At 61.3% G+C, this 21,155-nt stretch carries 18 protein-coding genes and 3 tRNA genes; 13 read left to right on the top strand and 8 right to left on the bottom strand.

Going from position 1 to position 21,155, the window contains the following annotated elements:
- The first annotated feature begins 112 nt into the window (after positions 1-112).
- The 5 genes from ACRQEC_RS02405 to nhaC all read left to right on the top strand — a co-directional run bounded on the left by ACRQEC_RS02405 (position 113) and on the right by nhaC (position 4,193).
- Complete coding sequence (locus tag ACRQEC_RS02405; RefSeq protein ID WP_087070904.1) at positions 113-436, top strand: hypothetical protein; 324 nt, start codon at positions 113-115, stop codon at positions 434-436.
- Positions 420-890, top strand: a complete 471-nt coding sequence (gene bcp / locus ACRQEC_RS02400; protein ID WP_087070903.1) for a thioredoxin-dependent thiol peroxidase — start codon at positions 420-422, stop codon at positions 888-890. The genes ACRQEC_RS02405 and bcp overlap by 17 nt, the downstream gene beginning before the upstream one ends.
- A 102-nt stretch (positions 891-992) precedes the next feature.
- A tRNA-Leu gene (locus tag ACRQEC_RS02395) sits at positions 993-1,074 on the top strand.
- A gap of 230 nt (positions 1,075-1,304) precedes the next feature.
- Positions 1,305-2,477, top strand: a complete 1,173-nt coding sequence (locus ACRQEC_RS02390) for a MalY/PatB family protein (RefSeq protein WP_284889076.1) — start codon at positions 1,305-1,307, stop codon at positions 2,475-2,477.
- Positions 2,478-2,591: 114 nt separating this feature from the next.
- Entirely contained in the window at positions 2,592-4,193 is a 1,602-nt protein-coding gene (gene nhaC / locus ACRQEC_RS02385; protein ID WP_087070901.1) for a Na+/H+ antiporter NhaC, read from the top strand.
- A gap of 40 nt (positions 4,194-4,233) precedes the next feature.
- Here nhaC and aroE read toward each other — a convergent pair whose 3' ends face one another.
- The 4 genes from aroE to ACRQEC_RS02365 form a co-directional block, all read right to left on the bottom strand.
- Entirely contained in the window at positions 4,234-5,091 is an 858-nt protein-coding gene (gene aroE / locus ACRQEC_RS02380; RefSeq protein ID WP_087070900.1) for a shikimate dehydrogenase, read from the bottom strand.
- 4 nt (positions 5,092-5,095) lie between these two features.
- Positions 5,096-7,078 (bottom strand): AMP-dependent synthetase/ligase, encoded by a 1,983-nt coding sequence (locus tag ACRQEC_RS02375; protein WP_087070899.1) that lies wholly within the window; start codon positions 7,076-7,078, stop codon positions 5,096-5,098.
- A gap of 70 nt (positions 7,079-7,148) precedes the next feature.
- A complete protein-coding gene (locus ACRQEC_RS02370; protein ID WP_087070898.1) occupies positions 7,149-7,892 on the bottom strand; it encodes a fumarylacetoacetate hydrolase family protein in 744 nt (247 codons plus the stop codon).
- Positions 7,893-8,018: 126 nt separating this feature from the next.
- Positions 8,019-9,212: a MalY/PatB family protein gene (locus ACRQEC_RS02365; protein WP_284889074.1), complete on the bottom strand. Its 1,194-nt coding sequence runs from the start codon at positions 9,210-9,212 to the stop codon at positions 8,019-8,021.
- A gap of 25 nt (positions 9,213-9,237) precedes the next feature.
- Here ACRQEC_RS02365 and gltX point away from each other — a divergent pair, with 25 nt between their 5' ends.
- The 4 genes from gltX to ACRQEC_RS02345 all read left to right on the top strand — a co-directional run bounded on the left by gltX (position 9,238) and on the right by ACRQEC_RS02345 (position 12,192).
- Positions 9,238-10,740 carry a glutamate--tRNA ligase gene (gene gltX / locus ACRQEC_RS02360; protein WP_087070896.1) on the top strand — a complete coding sequence of 501 codons (1,503 nt, stop codon included), beginning with the start codon at positions 9,238-9,240 and terminating at the stop codon, positions 10,738-10,740.
- A 23-nt stretch (positions 10,741-10,763) separates the two neighbouring features.
- Entirely contained in the window at positions 10,764-11,807 is a 1,044-nt protein-coding gene (locus tag ACRQEC_RS02355; RefSeq protein WP_143231887.1) for a hypothetical protein, read from the top strand.
- A 215-nt stretch (positions 11,808-12,022) separates the two neighbouring features.
- A tRNA-Gln gene (locus tag ACRQEC_RS02350) sits at positions 12,023-12,094 on the top strand.
- A 25-nt stretch (positions 12,095-12,119) separates the two neighbouring features.
- Positions 12,120-12,192: transfer RNA gene (locus ACRQEC_RS02345), tRNA-Glu, on the top strand.
- A gap of 642 nt (positions 12,193-12,834) precedes the next feature.
- Here ACRQEC_RS02345 and ACRQEC_RS02340 read toward each other — a convergent pair.
- Positions 12,835-13,884 (bottom strand): ChbG/HpnK family deacetylase, encoded by a 1,050-nt coding sequence (locus ACRQEC_RS02340; protein WP_087070894.1) that lies wholly within the window; start codon positions 13,882-13,884, stop codon positions 12,835-12,837.
- Positions 13,885-13,953: 69 nt separating this feature from the next.
- Complete coding sequence (gene def, locus ACRQEC_RS02335) at positions 13,954-14,511, bottom strand: peptide deformylase (protein ID WP_026429473.1); 558 nt, start codon at positions 14,509-14,511, stop codon at positions 13,954-13,956.
- Positions 14,512-14,706: 195 nt separating this feature from the next.
- Here def and ACRQEC_RS02330 point away from each other — a divergent pair, with 195 nt between their 5' ends.
- The gene (locus tag ACRQEC_RS02330; RefSeq protein WP_087070893.1) at positions 14,707-15,909 is read left to right on the top strand and encodes a glycosyltransferase family 4 protein; all 1,203 of its coding nucleotides are present in this window, start codon (positions 14,707-14,709) and stop codon (positions 15,907-15,909) included.
- A gap of 23 nt (positions 15,910-15,932) precedes the next feature.
- On the opposite strand, the gene ACRQEC_RS02325 is transcribed toward ACRQEC_RS02330, so the two are convergent.
- Positions 15,933-16,694 carry an IclR family transcriptional regulator gene (locus tag ACRQEC_RS02325; protein WP_051278627.1) on the bottom strand — a complete coding sequence of 254 codons (762 nt, stop codon included), beginning with the start codon at positions 16,692-16,694 and terminating at the stop codon, positions 15,933-15,935.
- A 274-nt stretch (positions 16,695-16,968) separates the two neighbouring features.
- On the opposite strand from ACRQEC_RS02325, the gene leuC reads away from it, so the two are divergent.
- From leuC to murA, 3 genes are all read left to right on the top strand, one after another.
- Positions 16,969-18,381, top strand: coding sequence for a 3-isopropylmalate dehydratase large subunit (leuC, locus tag ACRQEC_RS02320; protein WP_087070892.1), 1,413 nt, complete (start codon positions 16,969-16,971; stop codon positions 18,379-18,381).
- A 13-nt stretch (positions 18,382-18,394) separates the two neighbouring features.
- Positions 18,395-19,045 carry a 3-isopropylmalate dehydratase small subunit gene (gene leuD, locus ACRQEC_RS02315; protein WP_087070891.1) on the top strand — a complete coding sequence of 217 codons (651 nt, stop codon included), beginning with the start codon at positions 18,395-18,397 and terminating at the stop codon, positions 19,043-19,045.
- 89 nt (positions 19,046-19,134) lie between these two features.
- Positions 19,135-20,460 (top strand): UDP-N-acetylglucosamine 1-carboxyvinyltransferase, encoded by a 1,326-nt coding sequence (murA, locus tag ACRQEC_RS02310; RefSeq protein ID WP_087070890.1) that lies wholly within the window; start codon positions 19,135-19,137, stop codon positions 20,458-20,460.
- A 3-nt stretch (positions 20,461-20,463) separates the two neighbouring features.
- Here the strand turns inward: murA and ACRQEC_RS02305 are convergent, their stop codons facing one another.
- Positions 20,464-21,105 (bottom strand): AMIN-like domain-containing (lipo)protein, encoded by a 642-nt coding sequence (locus tag ACRQEC_RS02305; protein WP_087070889.1) that lies wholly within the window; start codon positions 21,103-21,105, stop codon positions 20,464-20,466.
- Positions 21,106-21,155 lie beyond the last annotated feature (50 nt).

Below are 21,155 nucleotides of genomic sequence, written 5' to 3'. Positions count from 1 at the left end.
GCTTCGTCCCCGCGTGGACCACTCCACGCTACCCGCGAAACATCTGCATTTTCGCGTAGAGCGCCGGCGCGGGCGGGGTGCGGCGCGCTGTGCGGAAGCTAGACTGAGTGGCATGCGCCAAGCTCGATACCTCAACTACCTTGCCCTCGCCATTCTTGTGCTGGGCGTGGTCACCCTCGCTGTGGGCTGGTATATCGCCATCAGCGGGCATGCCCTTCCGCAATACGGAGTGATTCTTGCGCTCGGGACGGTCGGTGCGGTTGCGTGTGGGCTCGGATACTGGAGCGAACGCCCTTGGATATTCGGGGCCGGCGCGGTTTTTATGCTGTGGTTCGCGCCCACACCCCTGGGTCTGTGGCCTCTCGGGATTGGTATCGCCATGCTCATCGCGTGGGCCGTGCTTATTGTGAAGGAAAATAATGTTAAATTCTGGTGATCGTGCCCCGGATTTCACTTTGGACAGCACCGCGGGAACCTTCCGCTTGTCTGAACATCTGAACGACGGCGCCCGCGGAGTCATCGTGTACTTCTACCCGAAAGCTAATACCCCAGGGTGTACTACCGAAGCCTGCGATTTCCGCGATAACCTCAATTCTCTGCGTTCGGCTGGCTATGCCGTGGTGGGAGTTTCCCCGGATTCGCTCACTTCGCTGGAGAAATTCCGGGAGAAGCAAGGCCTCAACTTTGTGCTCGCCTCCGATCCGGATCACGCCGTGGCAAGCGAATGGGGCGCCTGGGGAGAAAAGCAAAACTGGGGTAAAACGGTTATCGGAATGCGCCGCTCCACCGTGGTGGTCAATCCGGATGGCACCGTGGCAGCGGCTTTCTACAATGTGAAAGCCACCGGGCATGTGGCGCGGCTGCGCCGCGATCTCGGTATTGACGAATAAGCGGGAGAGATGCGGGGCCGGAACGCTGGCTCCGGCTTTCTGATCTTCCGGTTGCTTTCCGAATTTTCTCACACCGGGAAATCCGCTAGGATAGACCGGTACGCGCGCGTGGCGGAACTGGTAGACGCGCTGGATTTAGGTTCCAGTGCCTTTGGGCGTAAGGGTTCGAGTCCCTTCGTGCGCACTCTTCTCTCATCATCACCACATCATGACCAATAAAAACTTCGCATCCCTGTTTTATTTGTGTTCTCGAATTAATATTTGCAGTCCCTACCTTTCGATGACACCTCCTACCACGTCGTGATAATAAAACTCTCACGTTGACAAAACTACTATTCTCCGAGTATGTTTTGAAACAAAACAAAGGGTGAGTGTTCAAAGAAGTTCACCTCCCTTTGTGACAAGGAGGCTGCAATGATGCACATAGCTACAGGTGACTTCGAGGATCGCCATCGGGTGATCAACCGGCGTGGTACCTGGTCCGCTAAATGGGAAACCTTGCCTGCCGACCATATCTCCCTATCTGTTGCGGAAATGGAATTCGCGTGTGCCCCGGCAATTCGGTCTGCGCTTGAGGACGCCGCTGTTCGGGGGATCTACAGCTACACCGAGGTTTTCCCTGATTTTGCGGGCGCGTGTGCATCATGGTTTATGCGCCGGCACGGTACCGAGTTTGGCGAAGAATCCGTCGTTTTCGTTCCCCGCATTGTGGAAGCAACAGCGATGATCTGCGCCCATATGCTGCCGGCGAGAGCGAAGGTCATCACGCTCTCGCCGGCTTATGACCCCATCATGGAAGTGGTGCGCCGCTGCGGCTGCCAGGTGACCGAACCAGCGATGCGCTACGCGGATGGCACGTGGCAGATTCCCTTTGACCAGCTTGCTTCCATGCTGCCCGATGCTGATCTTTTCATTCTCACCAATCCCCACAACCCAACTGGGCGCGCCTTCACCCCAAAGGAACTTGACCGGCTCGCCGCACTGCTGGCCCAGAGCTCATGTCTTGTGCTTTCTGACGATATCCACTGCGATATTCTGCGCGCCGGGCAGCAATGGTCACCGCTAGCACGCTACGCGGATGCGGGATTGCGGACCCGCCTCATCACAGCGCTTTCACCCTCAAAGAGTTTCAATATCGCCGGCCTAGAAGCCTCGGCACTCATCGTTCCGGATCCCGCGTTGCGCTCCAGAATACGGGACGGATTACGCGCGGCAGGTTTCCATAACCCCAATTATTTCGCTATCCCCGCAGCGATAGCCGCCTGGACCCAATGCGAGGAATGGCTCGATACCACGCTCGCCTATATCGATAATAATATGGCGCGCTTCGTCCCGCGCATCGCGGCGCTATTCGCAAAGGAAAAGCCCGTGATTCCCGAAGCGACGTATCTGTTCTGGTGTGACACCAGAGTGCTAGGTGCGGCTGCGGCCAGAGAGGTATGCGCCGCAGCCGGAGTACACCCTTCATACGGCGAAGGCTTCGGAGCGCAATGGCGGGATTATCTGCGTTTCAATCTGGCAGCACCCCAATCACTTCTCGATACCGCATTACAACGCTGCGAAGCGGCGGCGCAGAAACTGAAATAAATATCCGCGCGGGCAGCGCTTCTTGACCCGAGCTGTGGTAGGTCCCTGTTCTCCATAGGGCACCCGCCGCATATTCACCGAGGAATTGTCGTCATCGACACAGCGAAAGGATCAATGATGACTTCGGAAAACAATCCCGGCACCGAGGCCGAGATACACATGAAGAAAAAGAAGCCAACGGTCTTCCTGGCGCTTTTGCCGGTGATTTCCCTGGCATTGTTTATCGGCGGGGGATACATCGGCTTTGATTTGCCTGTTGAACCCATGATTATCGCAGCGGCAGCGGTCGCCGCCTGCGTTGCAAAATATCTGGGATACAGCTGGGATGAGATGATCGAATCCGTAGCTGAAAAGACCGCGAAAGCCTGGCCGGCGCTCCTCATCCTCCTCACCGTCGGGTTACTCATCGGCGCGTGGATGATCTCAGGAACAATCCCGTATCTCGTGTACTGGGGCCTGGCCATTATTGACCCGCGGTGGCTGGCCCTGGTCGCCCTGCTTGGCACCGCCGTCGTATCACTCTGTACCGGAACCTCGTGGGGATCCGCAGGCACCATCGGCGTCGCCTTTATGGGTATCGCCATAGGCTTGGGTGCTGATCTGCCAATGATCGCGGGAGCGGTTGTTTCCGGTGCCTACTTCGGTGACAAGTTCTCCCCGCTATCCGATTCGACAAATATCGCCGCGATGATTACCCGCGTACCGCTGTTCACCCATATCAAGAATCTGACATGGACCACCGGAACCGCGCTCATCATCGGTGTGATTGTTTTTGCGATCGTGGGGATCAAGGGATCCGCCGCTGGAGTTGATACCTCCGCAGTGCAGGAAACTCTTGACCAATTAGCGGCCGGCTTCCACCTCACGCCGTGGCTTCTGGTGCCTCCTATCGTTGTTCTTGTTGGTGCGGCGCTGCGTTTCCCGACGATTCCTGTCATGATGGCGGGTGTTGCCCTCGGGCTTTTCAATACCTTCGTCTTCCAGAAGTCGAGTATCGCTGATGCCTTCACTGCGCTCGTCAAAGGCTTCAACCTGGAGATGATTCAGCGGCCCGAATGGGCCAGCCTGACCCCCAGCGATGACATGGTGACCCTGCTGGAACGCGGCGGAATGAACTCTATGCTGGGAACCCTGGCTATCTGCTTCTGCGCCTTGGCGTTCGCTGGAATTATGGGTGTTTCACACTCACTCGATTACCTTATTGAGAAGCTGCTGCACCGCGTCAAGTCGCGCTTCGGCTTGGTCGCCAGCACCATCGGCGTGGGGCTGGGAACCATTTCGGTGACCTGTAACGGCCAAATCTCCGTCATTATGCCCGGCGAAGTACTGCGCCCGGCATATGTGCGCCGCGGCTATCACCCCATGACATTGGGGCGTACCCTCGAGGACTCTGTGACCGTGACCGAAACGCTATTCCCGTGGACAGCGGCCGGTGCATACATGGCAGCAACCCTCGGGGTAGAAACGCTGCAATACGTTCCGTGGGCTGTTGTTAACTGGTCGGGCATGATCGTGGCGCTTATCTTGGCCGCAACCGGCTGGGGTATTCAGATGCTCAGTCGTGAGGAACAGCTGCGGATGCTCGAAGAAGACGATATGAACGAGAGCCATATTATTCGCTACGGCGATGGTACTCCCGGCCCGAGCGCAGCAGATCCGGAAGCTGCCCTGGTTGAATCCGCTGGTGGTACCGGCGCACATAGAGCAGAAAACTAGCGCGGAAGGGAAAGATAAACCCGCTATCGAGTGCGATAATCTACTGGCACAGGGCCGCCCGCATGACCTCCACGGGAATGTCGGTGCGGCCCAGCCAGATTTCTTCGGCGAAAACGCCCTGCCACAGCAGCATATCCAGGCCGGATACGCATCCCGCGCCGGCGCGGTGAGCTCGCTGCAGCAGCTCCGTCTCCAGCGGTTCGTACACCGCATCAAAAACAATATGGCCCGGGTGCAGCCAGCTTTCGGGGATCAGAGCACCCGGGTGAGCGCTCATCCCCACGCTCGTGGCATTGACCAGAAGGGAAGCAGCCTCAACCTCGCTGCGCAGCGCGCGCTCATCGGCAAGGTCAAAAAGCTGGGCATCCACACCGGTTTCGGCACGCAAACGAGCCAAAATCTCGATAGCGCGCTCGTAATTCTGCCCGCGCCGCGAAAATACCCGGATGCGGGATACCCCTTCGAGGGCGGCCCGGGTATAGATCGCGCGCGAAGCTCCACCCGCCCCTAAAATCACCACGGAATCGCCAGGATCGTATCCCGCTGCCCGGACCGCAGCAAAAGCACCGCGGCCATCGGTATTGTGACCAACCGTGCTCCCATCCTCGCGGATGTGAACAGTGTTTACAGACTCCATGAGGCGGGCATCGTCGGAGAGCTCATCAACGCTCTCGTATACGGTAGTTTTATGCGGCATCGTCACGTTAAAACCGCCAAAACCAAGGTCGCGCAAAGCTGCGACCGCCCGCGCACCCGCATCCGGAGCGATATCGAAAGCTAGGTAAACAGCGTTTACACCCAGGTGGGTGAAGGACGCATTATGCATGGCGGGGGAGCGGGAATGGCCCACCGGGTGCCCGATAACGGCATAACTAACCGTGCGCCCATCAATCCCCATTGCGCTACTTCTCACCGCCGGCCGGCTCGCCAGGTTGCTGCCCGGAGCGCTCCCCGAGCTGCCCGGCCGTGCCACGCCCACCGCGTTCGCCGCGCCGCCGCAGCCGCTCGAGCCGGCGCTGTACCCGCCGTTCTTTTCGGGCCGCCCGCCGGCGTTCCTTCGCCTCTGATTTCTTCGTGGACTCGGAATGATTCGCCCCGTAAATACCATCCACCACATCGCGGTAGCGTTCGAGCACCACTTCGCGGCGCACCTTCAGTGACGGCGTGAGCAGGCCATTCGCCTCGCTGAAATCGCCGGGTACAATCACGAATTTCCGGATGGATTCCGCTCGCGAAACCTGCGCGTTCGTGCGGTCAATCGCGCGCTGGAGCGAAGCATTGACGGCCTCGGAATTCATGGCCTCGGCCGGACTCATCTTCGGTAAACCGTGCGAGGAAAGCCAGGAGGGAAGCATCTGCGCGTCCAGAGTAATGAGCGCGGAAATGAAGGGCTCCCCGTCACCCAAAACCACCACATTGGAGATAAGGGGATGCGAGCTCAGCTTATCTTCCAATACCGCCGGCGCCACATTCTTGCCACCGGCGGTCACGATAAGATGCTTCTTCCGCCCGGTAATAGTGAGGTTGCCGCGCTTATCGAGCGTCCCGAGATCCCCGGTATGGAACCAGCCGTCCGCAAAGGCAGCCGCGGTAGCTTCGGGATTGTTATGGTAACCGCGGAAGACAGAGTGGCCCTTGACCAAGACTTCGCCGTCGTCGGCAAGTTTAATACGCATGCCCGGAAGCGGCCATCCAACGGTACCCAGTACGGGATTTGCCGCGCGCGTGGCATTTGCCGGACCGGTGGTTTCCGTGAGGCCGTAACCTTCCACCACCGTGAGCCCGATGCCGCGGTAGAAGCGCCCCAGGCGGGTGCCCAGCGGCGCCCCGGCGGAAATCGCGAAACGAATCCGCCCGCCCATTGCCTCGCGCAATTTATTGAAAACCAGTTTGCGTGCCAGCGCGCGTTTCACCGCGAAAATCGGGCTGCGCCGGCGCCGGGTGCCGTTCTGCACCGCAATATCGGCCGCCCACCGGAAAATCCGGCGCCGCAGGCCCGCCCCGGCTTTCGCCTCGGCCGCGTTATAGACCTTTTCCAGCACCCGCGGAACCACCAGCAGCAGGGTGGGTTTGAAAGTCTCCAGGTCGCTCATGAGGTTCTTGAGATTGCCCACGAAGCCTACCGAAATGCGGGTGGCTAGCCCGAAGTAGGCGCAAATCCGCCCCATCACATGGGCCATGGGGAGGAAGAGCAGCAGCGAAGCCTGCGGATTATTGAGGATCTCCGGTTCGTAATGCCAGGTTCCCAGCACGGTACGCGCGAAATTCCCGTGGGTGAGCTCCACGCCCTTGGGATCCCCGGTGGTGCCCGAGGTGTAAATAATGGTGGCGAGCGAATCGGCCGTGACCGCCGCGATGCGGGCGTCCAGATCTTCTTCGGGAACGTCAAGAGCCGCGGCATTGAGCGCGGCGCGCCAATCTTCCGTCATGACGGTTGCGGGCGGAATCGCGGGCGGGGTCACCGAATCCACCAGTTCCGCGTGGGCACGAGTATCGGTGAAAATATGGGTAATCTGCGCATCGGCAACCATCCACGCGATCTGCTTGGCGGAACTTGTTTCATAAATAGGAACCGGCACCACCCCGATATGCAAAGCGGCCGCGTCGAGCAGCGCCCATTCGTAGGAGGTGGCCGCGAGGATACCGATACGTTCGCCGTGGCCGAGCCCCAGGCCGATGAGCCCGCGGGCGGTGAGCCGCACCTGCTCGAGGAATTCCGTAATCGTCAACGGTTTCCAGTTCCCACCAATCGAGCTCTGGATATGCACCGCGATATCACGCGGATGCTTGCGTTGCCGCTGCGCGAGCAGCCACGGAACCGTGTGATACGACTCGTTCTTGAAAGGAGCTTTTTGCGATAGGGAACCATCGCGATGCTTCTTCATCTATCCTCCTGCATGGGCCTGCCCGCGGCGCGGGTGCGGTCCTCGGTTGTGTAGTTGATGCTCGCTTTATTTAGTTCGCCGCGAGGACCGGGTTGCGCAGCACCCCGAAACCTTCGATTTCACATTCCACGACGTCGCCCGCTTTCAGCGGGGGCTCACCGTTAAAGGCACCGGGCAGAATAATATCGCCGGGAAGCAGGGTGCAGCGCCGCGACGCCGCCGCCACCGACTGCGCCACAGAAAGTGGATAATCGGAGGTCCGCGCCCGGGTGTAGGTTTCCCCGTTCACCCGCGAGGTCATCGCCAGATCGCTCACATCAATATCGGTGAGGATATAGGGACCCACCGGCAGCGCGGTATCAAACATCTTCTGCGCCCCGTTCACATCCCCGCGGGCGGTCACATCATTAATAATGGTGTAACCGAAAACGGCCTCCAGCGCGCGATCCTCGGGAACATCCTTGGCAACCCGGCCGATAATAATTCCGAGCTCGACTTCGTGGGCGAGGCCTTCGCTGGCCCACTCCGGAATAATAATCGGATCATCGGGCCCGCATACAGCCGTATTGGGTTTCATAAAGAAGAAAAGATCAGCGGCGGTGGCGCCCGGCGCGGTTGCATTACCGAAGCCAATCGCCTTCGAGCGCGGAATCATGGGGGAGAGGAGCACGGCATCGGCGGCGGCCACCCGTTCCCCGGTGGGCTGAATTTCTCCGAAAATCGGATCATCGGCGAGGATAACGAAGTCATCGGCGCCTTCGTCGTAGACCGCGTAGCGCGGCCCCTGGCTCAAACTCAAGCGTGCTATTTTCATATCATTAACCTTAGTATTTCACCTAGACTTTAGCGACAGGCGCCCCGAAGGAGCGTTGAAATTGGCTTGCGGTTGCGTTACGCCGCGCGTTCGCGCCCGTGGGTGACGCGGCGCCCCGAAGGTGCGTTACGCTCCCGCTTCCAGCAGCCCTTCGATTCGGTCCAGGGCCTCCAGGGCAATCGCCCGCGGGGTGGCCAGCACCATGCGGCCCCATTGCTCAAAACCGGCGCCCGAGGCCAGCCCGGGCGTGAGCGCCACATTGGCCCGCTCCAAAATAGTGGCGACGGCGCCCTTCGGCTCGCGCCCCTCCCGCCGGGCACGTTCCTCCTCCGCGCGCACACATTCCGCCTCGGAAAAATCGAGGAAAGCAATATAGGTGCCTTCCACGTGGGCCATGCGCACCCCGGGCCAGGCCCGGACCCGCTCTTCCACAATCCGCAGGGTTTCGCCAATATAGGAACACACCGCGCGATTCCAATCCAGCGCCTGCGTAAAGGCAATTGTGGTGGCCCGGGCTCCCAGCGTGGAAGTCGGGGAGCTCCAGGCATTGGCATGGGGCGCGTAGCGGGCTGCGTCGTCGTCGTTATAAAAAATGAGCTGCGCGGCCTTGAGGCCGGGGATATTCCAGCCCTTCGTCGCGCTGATCGCGCTGATCGTATGCGCGCGGGTGGCCGCGCTGCGCGGGCCGTAAGGAACGTAGGTGCCGTCGATGAGTACCGGGGCGTGAATGGAATCCTCAAAAACGCGGGCCCCGCACCGCTCCACCACGGCAGCGACCGCGTCGAGTTCCGGACCGGTCAAACATCGGCCCGCCGGGTTCCACGGATTGCACAAAACCAGGAGGGAACCGGGGGTGAGCGCCGCTTCCAGCCCCTCGAGGTCCAGTTCCCAGCGCCCCTCGCGGAAAATCGAGGGCACCTGGCGTACCTCCCGGCCGTACTCACCGGGAAGTGTGAGGAACGGCATATATGCCGGAGTGGGGACAATAACCGGGGCGTCCGGGGCTGTGAACTGGGTAATCGTGATCCGCAATGCGCTGAGAACTTCAGGAATGAGGAACATGCGTTCCGGGTCGGGTGCCGGGCCGAAGTGGCCGAGCCACGTGGAAACTGCGTTCATAATCCCCGGAATTTCGCGGGGAGGAAGGTAGCCGAGGGTGCCGCGCTGCGCTGCGCTCACCAGGTAATCGCGAATTTCCGGCGCGATTCCCAAGTCCATTTCGGCCACCCACATGGCGATAGCATCCCCGAAAGCAGACCACTTATGCGAGCCCTGCGCGATGAGATCGGAGACGGTGCGAGTGTCGAAATCATATGTCATATCCGTAGCGTATCCTTAACCCATCATGGCTATCACAACTGCTACCGGACGCGAGATCCGAGTTCGTTTCTGTCCCTCACCCACCGGCACCCCGCATGTCGGTATGGTACGCACCTGCCTCTTTAACTGGGCCTACGCCCGGCACGTGGGTGGAACTTTTATTTTCCGCATTGAAGATACCGACGCAGCCCGTGATTCTGAAGAGTCGTATCACCAGATTCTTGATTCCCTGCGCTGGCTCGGGCTGGACTGGGATGAAGGAGTTGAAGTGGGCGGCCCGCACGGCCCCTACCGGCAATCCCAGCGCGGGGATATCTACCGCAAGGTCGCGGCCCAGCTGCTGGAGCGTGGCTATGCCTACGAATCTTTCTCCACCCCGGAGGAAATCGAGGCGCGCCACCGCGAACGCGGGGAGGATCCCAAGCTCGGGTACGACGGCTATGACCGCAACCTCACCGAAGAACAAAAGGCTGCCTACCGGGCGGAAGGGCGCGAACCGGTGCTGCGCATGCGCATGCCCGATGAGGATATTACCTTCACGGATGTGATCCGCGGGGATATTACTTTCCGCGCCGGCTCCACCCCTGATTATGTGATTGTGCGCGCCAATGGCGATCCGCTCTACACCCTCACCAATCCCATTGACGATGCCCTCACGGAAGTGACGGACGTGCTGCGCGGGGAGGATCTGCTCTCCTCCACGCCGCGCCAGATCGTGCTCTACCGCGCCCTGGAAGAACTGGGCATCGCGAAGTGGACGCCGCGTTTCGGCCATATGCCCTACGTGATGGGGGAGGGCAACAAGAAGCTGTCCAAGCGCGATCCGGAATCGAATCTGCTGCTCCACCGCGAACGCGGCATGATCCCGGAGGGCCTGCTCAACTACCTGGCCCTGCTCGGGTGGTCGTTCTCCGCCGAACGCGATGTGTTCAGCAAGGAAGAACTTGTGGAGCATTTCGATATCCACAATGTCAATCCGAACCCGGCACGTTTTGATGACAAGAAGTGCGTGGCCATTAACGCGGACCATATCCGCCTCCTTGACGTGGCCGATTACACCCGCCGCCTCGTTCCCTATCTCGGCGAGGTGCTGAGCGGCGGCACCTATGAGGAGCTCACGGATCGCGAACGGGAAATTCTTGACGCGGCAGCGCCGCTGGCGCAGACCCGCATGCAGCTGCTGGGGGAGGCCCGGGATCTGCTCGGCTTCCTTTTCGTGAGTGCGGCGGAGCTGGATTACAACGAGAAAGCCCTCTCCAAGTTGCGTGATTCGGCGCCCGAAGCGCTACGCGGGGCTCGCGAGGCCCTGAGCGCGCTGGATGATTTCACGCCGGAAGCCATTAAGCCCGCCCTCGACGCGGCGCTGGTGGAGGGCCTCGGTATCAAGCCGCGCTTCGCCTTCGGCCCGCTTTTCGTGGCGATGACGGGCACGAATGTGTCCATTCCGGTGATTGATTCCATTGCTATCCTCGGGCGTGAGGAAGCGGTGGCGCGCATTGACCAACTCCTGGAAAAAATTTCCGGGTAGTTGAGAGACTGACGGGGAGGGCCGTGATGGTGGTAAGTACGACGCCGCCGCCGCGGCCCGCCGCGTTTTTTCCCGCGCCGGGAACCTACCTGCGTGCCTGGGGAAGGGCCTGGGAGCGGGTAGCTGCGGGCGCAGGCGGCCGGATCTTCTTCGAGCCCCTCACCATGGATGATGGCAGCGTGGAGTGCGTCCCGCGGGTGGAGCTATGCGGTGCGGAAAATCCCCAACCATCCTGGCCGGTAGCTGAGCTGGGGCGTTTCCAGCGCGCGAATCTGGCGCTGGGGGAGTTCTCCATCCATTTTGCTTTTAACGCGGATATTGAGCGCGTTCTTGCCTCGGATTGGGCGTTGAGTGCGCGCGATGCCGCTTCGCTGGATTCTGCACTTCAGCAGCGCATTCCACCCGAATGGGAAGCTGGCTTCGCGCCCCAGCAGTTGCGCTTCCACGAGGTCGCGCTGCCCAGCCGCCGCCGCAGCCACCGCGCGCGCCGCAGCCGTAGGCCGCTCGGCTGGGATATCAGTTCGCAAATCATCGAGATCCTCGGCCCGGCGGATAGTCCGGCACGCCCGGAAGACTATCTCGCCTTCAGCTACCTCAGTTTCGACGTGGGCGAGTTCTTCACCGGTCACTCCCTCGGGGAGTTTTCCAGCACCTGGTCGTTTTTCGGCGACGACGCCGGCGACTACCCGCGCTCCCACCTGCTCGCTACCGACCTCCCGGATGCGGCGCAGCCGGATCAGTCGCGGATCTACCGGATTGTCACTGCGGCTGACTGGGTCACGCTGGTTGAACGCTACCCGCTCCGGATCCCCCTGGATCGGATGTGGAGCCCGGAGACCCTTGACGGCCTGGATACGTACACGGTTAATTGGACGCGGGCCCGCCGCGACTACGACGCCGTGGACATCACCATCGCCGGGGCTGTGCGCGCCATGTTTTCTTCGCTGCCCGCCTGCGATGGATATACGATGCTCACCGGTTGCACTCCCGGTTCGCGTATCTGGCTGCGGGTGCCGGAGTCATTGCGGGAGGAAGCCGAGCGGCAGGGCCGCGTGTGTGAATGGTAGTGGCGGGTTTCGGCATCGCTTGCGCGGGTGTAGTTCGCGCTGGCCGGCCGTTTGCACCGGCGCGGGGTGCAGTTTGAACGGGTGTGCCGCCTGAACTAACGCGGGCCGAGAACGTGGTGCGTCACACGTCCAGCGGATTTGCTAGCTTGAGGAGATTCCACTAAGCTCTTTATCTGTCGTCCTCGGGAACGTAACGATTCTGAGGTCCACACCCTTGGGGTATGGTGTAATTGGCAACACAGGTGATTCTGGTTCATCCATTCTAGGTTCGAGTCCTGGTACCCCAGCGATGATGCTTCGGCATCCTCATAGGCCCCGTTCGTCTAGCGGCCTAGGACGTCGCCCTCTCACGGCGGTAACACCGGTTCAAATCCGGTACGGGGTACAGTACAAGGCGGGAAAGCTTCGGTTTTCCCGCCTTGAGTCGTCTCAGCTCAGCCGCAGCCTCTAGGATGAGAATGTAGGGAGGTGGAGGGTTAATAGACAAAAATAGTTGCTAATGACGGCGTGTCGTTGGCTTGGATCCGGCCCGGAACTACCCTGAACCGCGTCCCGCAAACAAAGTGTGCGGGAGAGCACCGTTTCGGGGCGGTTCTGTGTCTCTTACGCACATCCTGTGGGAGGCGATGTCCCGGACTCACACTTTGCCTCACTGTCCCGCCTAGCCGACCGCCGCGCCGGCGAGGAGGGCATGTTTTTCCGGGATGTACTTCGCATGTACGACAAGTGCAGTACAGCTCTGAAAACACATACCACCCCAGCAGGTGCTGGTGTGACTATTGAAGTTAGTGAGATCCATGAGGCTCTGGCGGGAAGGTCGCCGCGTTTGTCCGAAATCAAAGTTACAGCAACAGCAGCCCCGTCCTGAATGTGCACTGTGGTGCCTACAAGGTTCGGGACGCCCACTTTGACGTGTCTACCCACGGGTTTGCCTGCGGTGCATGGTCGCCCGGATTCTCTGTTGGCGTAGAAAGCGAAATTCCGGGTATTAGCAACCATTTCTATCTACTTACCCGCGAAGAGCGCGTCATTTACGCATGTCATCAATCACGTTGTACATAACATCATCGTCAAATCCGGTGTCACTCGCTGCCACGGGCTTACCTTCAACAAATTTCAACGTGGCCTTACTACCAGCCGGCACCGTAGATATCCCTTGCGCATCAGCACACCGCGCCCTTGCCACTGCCCGCAAGAATGAGGGATCGCGCATCAGCCGGGTTTCCCATTCCCCGCGCCCCGCTCCGCTATCCTCGCGGGCCGGAGTGAATACCACCTGGATCGCCGGACCGGCGCATTCCTCCAAAGCTGAAAGGTAAACATGGCGTAATTCCCCGTAACTTTCGGCGGGGAACTCGGGTGGGAAGAAAACGACGTCGTTTGGAAGAAGCACCCCAAGAGCATCCGCACGTTCCACGCGCCGCGCGTGCGCAGCTACCACATCCGCATCGGTACCGGAGTTCGCGTGCCGCGCCGCACCTTCCCCGAGCTTTGCACCAAGCTCCGCCAGGTAACGCGAGGCCGCCACAAGCGGATCACCCCGGCGCGCGTAACGCAGCGGTACCCCAACACGCGCGCAAAATTCCAGCGCACAATCAATCACCAGGCCGCGCCCGCGAAAATCGCGACCGTAGCGCGGCCCGGCAATACCCGCCGGCCGATACCCGCGATCCTCCATCCAGGAGAATTGCGCGGCCAATTCCGTGAGAATATCTTCGCGCACGAGCTGCGGGGGAGCGGCGCTTTCTTCCGCGGAAAGGTAACGCCCGCCGCGGTCCGTCAAACTTGAGGCATGCGGGCCGACGGCGCGCCACGGAGCCCCGGGCCCCTGCGAACTAATAGCGAAACCAAGCAAAATCCGCCCCGGATCGATACCCACGGCCGCCAAAGCACGCAGGGCATGATCCGCCGCGGGAGCCGCCACCAGAAGCGTGGCGCAGGTGGCGTGTCCGCGTTCCAGCATCTCGATAATGAGGTTATTCAGGGCACGATTGCGCCCCAGCCCATCCGCGCACACCGCCACGGTGCGGGCCGAGGAGCTGGGCTGGGGTGCAATCATGTCGCCAAAAATATCCATCTCACGTTACCGAAATATGAACAAAAAATGAATGGGAGTCCGCGCCGCTGGTGCGCGGGAGCGAAAAGACTAATCTTCGAGGTTGTCACGCCCGGGCAGCCAGGTATTTCCCTTCTTGCCCCAACCGTGCTCACGCTTGGCCCGCTTGGCCGCGGCTTCCTCGCGCCCGGTGAGCCGATCCACGTACAAATGCCCGGTCAAATGGTCGTATTCATGCTGGAGAATACGAGCGAACCACCCGGTTGCCTCAATTTCGTAATGCTCGCCCTTTTCGTTTTGCGCCCGTAGCAAAGCGTGCGGGGAGCGCGCCAGGGGATACTGTTCGCCGGGGAAGGATAGGCATCCTTCTTCGAAAGGCTCTTCATCCGGATTAACAGGTTCAATAAACAACGTGGGATTAATGGCAACGCCGCGCTCGGGAGCCTCATCCTGATCGGCGTAAACCCACACAAAAATCTGTTTGCCAATGCCCACCTGCGGCCCGGCCAGCCCCACCCCGGGAGCGGCAACGGTGGTCTCATACATATCTTCGACCAGCTGAGCCAGTTCCTCGTTAAATTCCGTAATGGGCTGGGCCGGACGATGCAGAACGGGATCGCCGGTGATGTAAATAGGAAGAATAGCCATGCTTTAGTTTAAGGCCCGGGAGCGCCCAGGCAAAGAGCATTCCGTTTTAAAAATTTCGAGTGGTCTTTTTCTGTCGGAGGCGGGCGCTAAGCTGACGCTAGGAAAAGGAACGACGCCGCACCTACCCCGCCACCGGTGGGGTAGCCGGCCAAGGAGCTCCGCCGTGAGGGGATCTCTGTGCGAAAGTGAGGGCTTATGCGCATTGCGCTCGTCTCGGATTGCTTCTTGCCGCGCCTGGGCGGGATTGAAGCTCAAACCCGGGATCTTGGCTTGGCCTTGCAGGGGGCGGGCCATCGCGTGCTGGTCATCACCGCCACCCCGCGTGATACGCCTCCGGCTCCCGGAAGCCCGCCGGATCGCGATATCGTGGCGAGCCTTCCCGTCCAGCGCATCACCTCAGCGCTCTTTGGTAGCCTCCCGGTCTCCCCGGGGCACGGCGCCCAGCTGCGTGCCTCGATGCGGGGCGCGGATGTGGTGCATATTCAGGCCGGAGTTGTGTCACCTTTTGCCTGGGCCGCGATGCGCATCGCCGCGGCGGAAGGTATCCCCGCTACCGTCACCTGGCACTGTGTATTGGATCCGGTGGAAAAGCTGCTTGCTCCGCTGCGCTGGGTCACGGCGCGCGGCGTGGTTCATAACGCGGTATCCACGTGGGTGGCCGGGCAGGTATGCCGGGCCGTGGGCGGCGATGTCGCGGTTATTCCTAATGGTGTGGATCTGGGGGAGTGGCGCGCGGTTGCCGCTTATCGCCTCGCGCGTGCGGAGGCGCTCGGTGGTGCAGAGGGCGGCTGTGATGCCGGCGCAAGCGGCGGCTCGGGCGAGCGGCTTGAGGTTGTGGCAGCGCGGCGCCTGGCCCCGCGCAAACGCAATGCGGCTCTCATTGATTGTGTGGCCGGGGCGCGCCAGCTCACCGGGCGGGATATTCACCTCACCATATACGGGGATGGCCCGCTGCGCTCCCAATTAGAACGGCGCGGGCGGGCCCGTGGGAACCCCGGCAACGGCTCCGGGCCCGGGAATGGCTGGCTTCATCTTCCCGGCCGCACGGACCGGGGCGGGCTCATGGAGGCCTACCGCCACGCGGATATCTATCTCACCAGTTCACGCCGGGAAGCCTTTGGGATTGCCACCCTGGAGGCGCGGGCAGCTGGCCTGCCCATTGTTTCTCCAGCCGGCACCGGAGCTGATGATTTCCTGGAGGACGGGCGCTCAGCGCTCCTGGCAGAAACCGATGCGGATATGGTCGCGCAGCTGGCCCGCCTGGCGGAGGATACCGCGCTGCGCACCCGCATAGCCCACCACAATGCGAGCGTGGCGCCCGGATACGGCTGGGAGGAGGTGGTGCCCCTGGTCCTCGCCGAATATGAGCGAGCCATCCGGAACAGCAGCGGGCGATAGTATTCGACTACTCGCTACTACCTTTACTCGTTAATGCCCTCGGTTGTTTGTAGAACATCGGTGAGGCGGCCAGCTGCGGCCACCACCGCAGCCGAATGCACTCGCCCGGGCTGGCGGCCCATCCGCTCCAGCGGCCCAGAAATCGACACCGCGGCAATAACCCGCCCGCTCGGCCCGCGTACCGGCGCGGAAATAGAAGCCACCCCGGCTTCACGTTCGCCCACGCTCTGCGCCCAGCCGCGCCGGCGCACCGCGGAAAGATTCGTGGCCGTAAAGGAAGCGCCCTGCAAACCGCGATGCAATTGATCGGGCTCCTCCCAGGCAAGCAGCACCTGAGCTGCAGAGCCGGCCTTCATCGATAGAGAAGCACCCACCGGGATGGAATCGCGCAAGCCCATGGTACGTTCAGCATTCGCCACGCAAATACGCTGGTCGCCCTGGCGCCGGTAAAGCTGAGAAGATTCCCCGGTATGGTCACGCAGCGCGATAAGCACCGGATTCGCCGCGGCAATAAGGCGATCTTCACCGGTAGCGGAGGAAAGCTCACCCAGGCGCGGCCCTAAAGAAAAACGCCCTTCGTTATCGCGGGAAACGAAACGGTGGTATTCCAGCGCGACGGCCAGGCGATGCGCCGTCGGCCTTGCTAAATGGGTGGCGGTCACCAATTGCGCTAATGTTTGGGGGCCGGCCTCGAGAGCATCGAGCACGGCGGCAGCCTTATCGAGAACGCCCACACCACTTCCCTCCGGGGCGGGCGCAGGCTGAGCGTGAGGAGAATCAACCATACCGAGATTTTCTCATCTCAATAAGTGAGATGCAAATGTCCACACTGTGGTGCCGCGCGCAGCGACGCGCCTTTTACGTGCCGCGCGCAGCCCCGCGGCAGTCGCACCACATGAGCAGCGGTGTCCAGTATGTGAGAATTTCATCTTGCCATGTGGACGCATCTGGGTAAACTAGCCCGCGGACCACCACAACCGATCACCGTTGGAAGAGTAGAAGAGTAACCGCAAAAAGAATCCGGGAAAATTCCCCGGAATGACGAAGAGGAGGGTAGAGATGGGACGCACGCTCGCAGATAAAATCTGGGACGCCCATCTGGTTCGGCGTGGCGAGGAAGGCACGCCGGACCTCCTCTATATTGACCTGCATCTCATCCACGAAGTGACCAGCCCGCAGGCCTTCGACGGGCTGCGCCTGGAAGGCCGGCCGGTGCGCTGCCCGGAGCGCACCGTCGCCACGGAAGATCACAACGTCCCGACCATCGATATTGATCGCCCTATTGCTAATACCACCTCGCGCAAGCAGGTGGACGCCCTGCGCGCGAACGTTGCGGAATTTGGCATTCCGATCTATTCCCTCGGCCACGCGGACCAGGGAATCGTTCACGCGGTCGGCCCGCAGCTGGGCCTGACCCAACCGGGTATGACGATTGTGTGCGGGGATTCCCATACTTCCACCCACGGTGCCTTCGGCTCCATCGGGATCGGCATCGGCACCTCGGAAGTCGAGCATGTCCTCGCCACGCAAACCCTGCCCCTCCAGCGTTTCAAAAATATGGCCATTACCGTCAATGGCACCCTGCGCGAAGGCACGACCGCGAAAGACATTATCCTCGCCGTCATTGCCAAAATCGGAACCAATGGAGCATCCGGGCACATTATTGAATATCGCGGGGAAGCCATCCGGGCGCTGTCTATGGAAGCGCGCATGACGATCTGCAATATGTCCATTGAGGCGGGAGCGCGCGCCGGGCTCGTCGCCCCGGACGCCACCACTGTGGACTACGTGCGCGGGCGCCCCCACGCCCCGCGCGAGGCGGATTGGGACGCGGCGGTGGCCTACTGGTCCACGCTGTATAGCGATCCGGATGCGCATTTCGATACCGAAGTGGTTCTTGAGGCATCCGAAATTGAGCCCATTGTCACGTGGGGAACGAATCCCGGGCAGGGGGTGCCGCTGTCCGGCGTCGTACCTAATCCGGACACACTGCCGGAAGAAAAAGAGCGCCAAGCCGCACGGGAAGCCCTCGACTATATGGACCTGCGGCCGGGTACGCCCATGCGTGATATTCACGTGGATACCGTTTTTATCGGTTCGTGCACGAATGGTCGCATTGAAGATCTGCGCTCGGTTGCCTCGGTGTGGCGCGGGCGGCACAAAGCCAAAGACCTGCGCGTCATGATCGTGCCGGCATCGGCGCGGGTGCGCCTCCAGGCCGAAGCTGAAGGCCTGGACGAAGTCTTCCGCGCTTTCGGCGCCGAATGGCGCAATGCGGGCTGTTCCATGTGCCTGGGCATGAACCCGGACCAGCTCACCCCGGGGGAGCGCTGCGCTTCGACCTCGAATCGGAATTTCCGCGGCCGGCAGGGCCCGGGCGGGCGCACCCACCTCGTTTCTCCGCTGGTGGCCGCCGCTACCGCGGTGACCGGCCATATTTCCCATCCCGCCGACCTCGCCCCTACAGCGTAGAAAGAACACGCCCGTGGAGATTTTCACCCAGCACACCGGCATCGGCGTCCCCCTGCGCGAAACCGAGGTGGACACCGACCAAATCCTGCCCGCCCGCTACCTCAAACGCATCACCAAAAGCGGCTACGAGGACGCCCTCTTCCACGAACGGCGCAAAGACCCCGCCTTTATCCTCAACCAGGCCCCGTACGCGGCCGGCTCCATTCTGGTGGCCGGGCGCGATTTCGGGACCGGATCCTCGCGCGAACACGCCGTGTGGGCGCTACGAGACTACGGCTTCCGCGCCGTCCTCAGCCCGCGTTTCGGTGATATTTTCCGCGGCAATATGGGAAAACAGGGCCTGGTTGCAGGGCAGATTAGCGACGACGCCGCCAGCCGGCTGTGGGAACTTTTAGAAGAAAAGCCGGGCCGGGAGCTGACCGTGGACCTCGAAGCCTGCGAGGTGCGTTGCGCCGATATCACCTACCCCTTTGAGATCGACCCGTATACCCGCTGGCGCCTCATGGAAGGCCTGGATGATATCGCACTGACCCTGCGTGATATCTCCCTCATCGAGGAATACGAAGCCCGCCAGCCGGGTTTCACTCCGCGTACCCTGCCGCAGCGGCACCTACCCGAGGTGCCGGTCCGCTCGGCGCGCCTGGAGCCAGATTCGCAGGCATAACGCCACCCGGATATCCTCATAACTCCGGAAACCGGCCGCGGGCCGGTATGCTGGCTGGGTACCTGTGACACGCGAGAAAGGCGGAGAGTATGGTGTCCCAACTTGTGGTTCGCGGAGGAGTCCCCCTGAGCGGTGAGATTACTGTGCGCGGCGCAAAGAATTTTGTGTCGAAATCCATGGTTGCCTCCCTGCTCACCAAAGAAACATCCGTGCTGCGCAATGTGCCGCAAATCCGTGACGTCACCGTGGTTTCGGAGCTGCTCGGCCTGCACGGTGTAGAAGTCAACTACCAGCCGGAAGCCGGAACCGTGGAGATCACCCCCGGTGATATTCACCTGCCCCACGATCCGCACGAAGTGAACGCGCTGGCCGGCTCCTCCCGCATTCCGATTCTTTTTGCGGGCCCGCTGCTGCACCGCCTGGGCGAAGCCTATATTCCGGATCTGGGCGGGTGCCATATCGGCTCGCGTCCGGTGGATTTCCACCTGCGGGTGCTGGAAGAATTCGGCGCCAAGCGCGTCCAGGAAGAAACGGGTATGCACCTGGTGGCGCCCAAGGGCCTGCGGGCCAAGCCGGTGCGCTTGCCCTATCCTTCCGTGGGGGCTACCGAACAGACTCTCCTCACCGCTGTCATGGCGGAAGGCGTGACCGAGCTGTCCAATGCTGCGGTGGAACCGGAAATCATGGATCTCATCGCGGTGCTTCAAAAAATGGGCGCGATTATTTCTGTGGATACCGACCGGGTTATCCGAGTGGAAGGCGTGGATGAACTGGTGGGATACTCCCACACCTCGCTACCCGACCGCATCGAAGCGGGTTCCTGGGCGGCGGCCGCGCTGGCCACCGGCGGTGATATTTTCGTGCGCGGGGCCGAACAGCAGTCGATGACTTCTTTCCTCAATCTTTTCCGGAAAGTCGGCGGGAAATTCGATGTGCGTGACGACGGCATCCGTTTCTGGCACCCGGGTGGCGCTCTGCAATCCGTATCTTTTGAAACGGATGTGCACCCTGGTTTCATGACCGACTGGCAGCAGCCGCTCGTCGTCGCCCTGACCCAGGCCGAAGGCATGTCCATCGTCCACGAAACCGTTTACGAAAACCGTTTCGGCTTCACCGAAGCGCTGCGGGATATGGGCGCCAATATCCAGACCTACCGCGAATGCCTGGGCGGGCACGAATGCCGATTCGGGCAGCGCAATTTCTACCACTCGGCCGTTATCCAAGGGCCCACCCCGCTGCGGGCCACCGATATTGTGGTTCCCGATCTGCGCGGGGGCTTCTCCCACCTCATTGCCGCGCTGGCGGCCGAAGGGGAATCCCGGGTCTCAGGGGTGGATATTATCGACCGTGGCTACGAAAAGTTCCTGGATAAACTCCAGGCCCTCGGTGCGGACGTCACGCCGCTGGATGCCTAAGGATTAGTTATTGGCAACGTCAATAACAATCCGCTTGGGGCTCTCCAGCACCTGAACCCGGTAGGGCCGGTCCTTATCCAGCCCGATATGGACCTGGTGCATGCCCTCAAAAGCGTGTTCCACGTGGACGCCCTGCACTACCTTGGCACCCCCGAGGTTCGGCACGGACAGATCCGCAGCCTGCGCAGGATCCTCCGGGTAGGTCACCCCGGAAATGCTCAGGGTGAGGAAGCGCTTGCCGGGAATATCCAGGGGCCGCCCCGAACCGTCCTGAATGGCCTCATCACCGAAGAAACTGAACCATTCCAGATCCGCATCGCTATCGTATTCCACCACCACGCGATCCCAGCCCTCGTGGCCGGCCACCCGCACTGCGGTAGGCACCGCGGAATTCTCGGTGAGCTTGGGATAATTCGGGGACTGCGAATCCCCTTCGATAAAGCCCTTGAGGGAGCTTTCCGCAGCCTTGGGTGTGAGGCTGGGGGACTGGCTCACCGCCGGGGCAGACGAAGCGGCAGCCGGGGTGGACGGCGTGGCCGCGCCATCACTGGCGGGAGCGCCCTTCCCGGTCCCGGAGCAACCGGCCAGCGTGAGAGCGGCAGCGCCTGCGAGCAGGAGAAACGACTTCATTGTGTTCTGTGTCATATGTTTACTGTAGTAGGCCGCGCCCGGGTTTGTCACCTTGCCGCGCGGTC

Origin of the sequence: Actinotignum saccati, assembly GCF_051265055.1 — a bacterium.
In the GTDB taxonomy this organism is placed as follows: domain Bacteria; phylum Actinomycetota; class Actinomycetes; order Actinomycetales; family Actinomycetaceae; genus Actinotignum.
This window is presented reverse-complemented; position numbering and strand designations above follow the sequence as displayed.

Excerpts from the sequence above, each read along its gene's own strand:
- ACRQEC_RS02305 (WP_087070889.1), bottom strand. The coding sequence starts at position 21,105 with ATGACACAGAACACAATGAAGTCGTTTCTCCTGCTCGCAGGCGCTGCC.
- ACRQEC_RS02405 (WP_087070904.1), top strand. The coding sequence starts at position 113 with ATGCGCCAAGCTCGATACCTCAACTACCTTGCCCTCGCCATTCTTGTG.
- gltX (WP_087070896.1), top strand. The coding sequence starts at position 9,238 with ATGGCTATCACAACTGCTACCGGACGCGAGATCCGAGTTCGTTTCTGT.
- ACRQEC_RS02365 (WP_284889074.1), bottom strand. The coding sequence starts at position 9,212 with ATGACATATGATTTCGACACTCGCACCGTCTCCGATCTCATCGCGCAG.
- aroE (WP_087070900.1), bottom strand. The coding sequence starts at position 5,091 with ATGGGGATTGATGGGCGCACGGTTAGTTATGCCGTTATCGGGCACCCG.
- murA (WP_087070890.1), top strand. The coding sequence starts at position 19,135 with ATGGTGTCCCAACTTGTGGTTCGCGGAGGAGTCCCCCTGAGCGGTGAG.
- leuC (WP_087070892.1), top strand. The coding sequence starts at position 16,969 with ATGGGACGCACGCTCGCAGATAAAATCTGGGACGCCCATCTGGTTCGG.
- bcp (WP_087070903.1), top strand. The coding sequence starts at position 420 with ATGTTAAATTCTGGTGATCGTGCCCCGGATTTCACTTTGGACAGCACC.
- ACRQEC_RS02325 (WP_051278627.1), bottom strand. The coding sequence starts at position 16,694 with ATGGTTGATTCTCCTCACGCTCAGCCTGCGCCCGCCCCGGAGGGAAGT.
- ACRQEC_RS02340 (WP_087070894.1), bottom strand. The coding sequence starts at position 13,884 with ATGGATATTTTTGGCGACATGATTGCACCCCAGCCCAGCTCCTCGGCC.
- ACRQEC_RS02375 (WP_087070899.1), bottom strand. The coding sequence starts at position 7,078 with ATGAAGAAGCATCGCGATGGTTCCCTATCGCAAAAAGCTCCTTTCAAG.
- def (WP_026429473.1), bottom strand. The coding sequence starts at position 14,511 with ATGGCTATTCTTCCTATTTACATCACCGGCGATCCCGTTCTGCATCGT.
- ACRQEC_RS02390 (WP_284889076.1), top strand. The coding sequence starts at position 1,305 with ATGATGCACATAGCTACAGGTGACTTCGAGGATCGCCATCGGGTGATC.
- ACRQEC_RS02330 (WP_087070893.1), top strand. The coding sequence starts at position 14,707 with ATGCGCATTGCGCTCGTCTCGGATTGCTTCTTGCCGCGCCTGGGCGGG.
- ACRQEC_RS02370 (WP_087070898.1), bottom strand. The coding sequence starts at position 7,892 with ATGAAAATAGCACGCTTGAGTTTGAGCCAGGGGCCGCGCTACGCGGTC.
- nhaC (WP_087070901.1), top strand. The coding sequence starts at position 2,592 with ATGATGACTTCGGAAAACAATCCCGGCACCGAGGCCGAGATACACATG.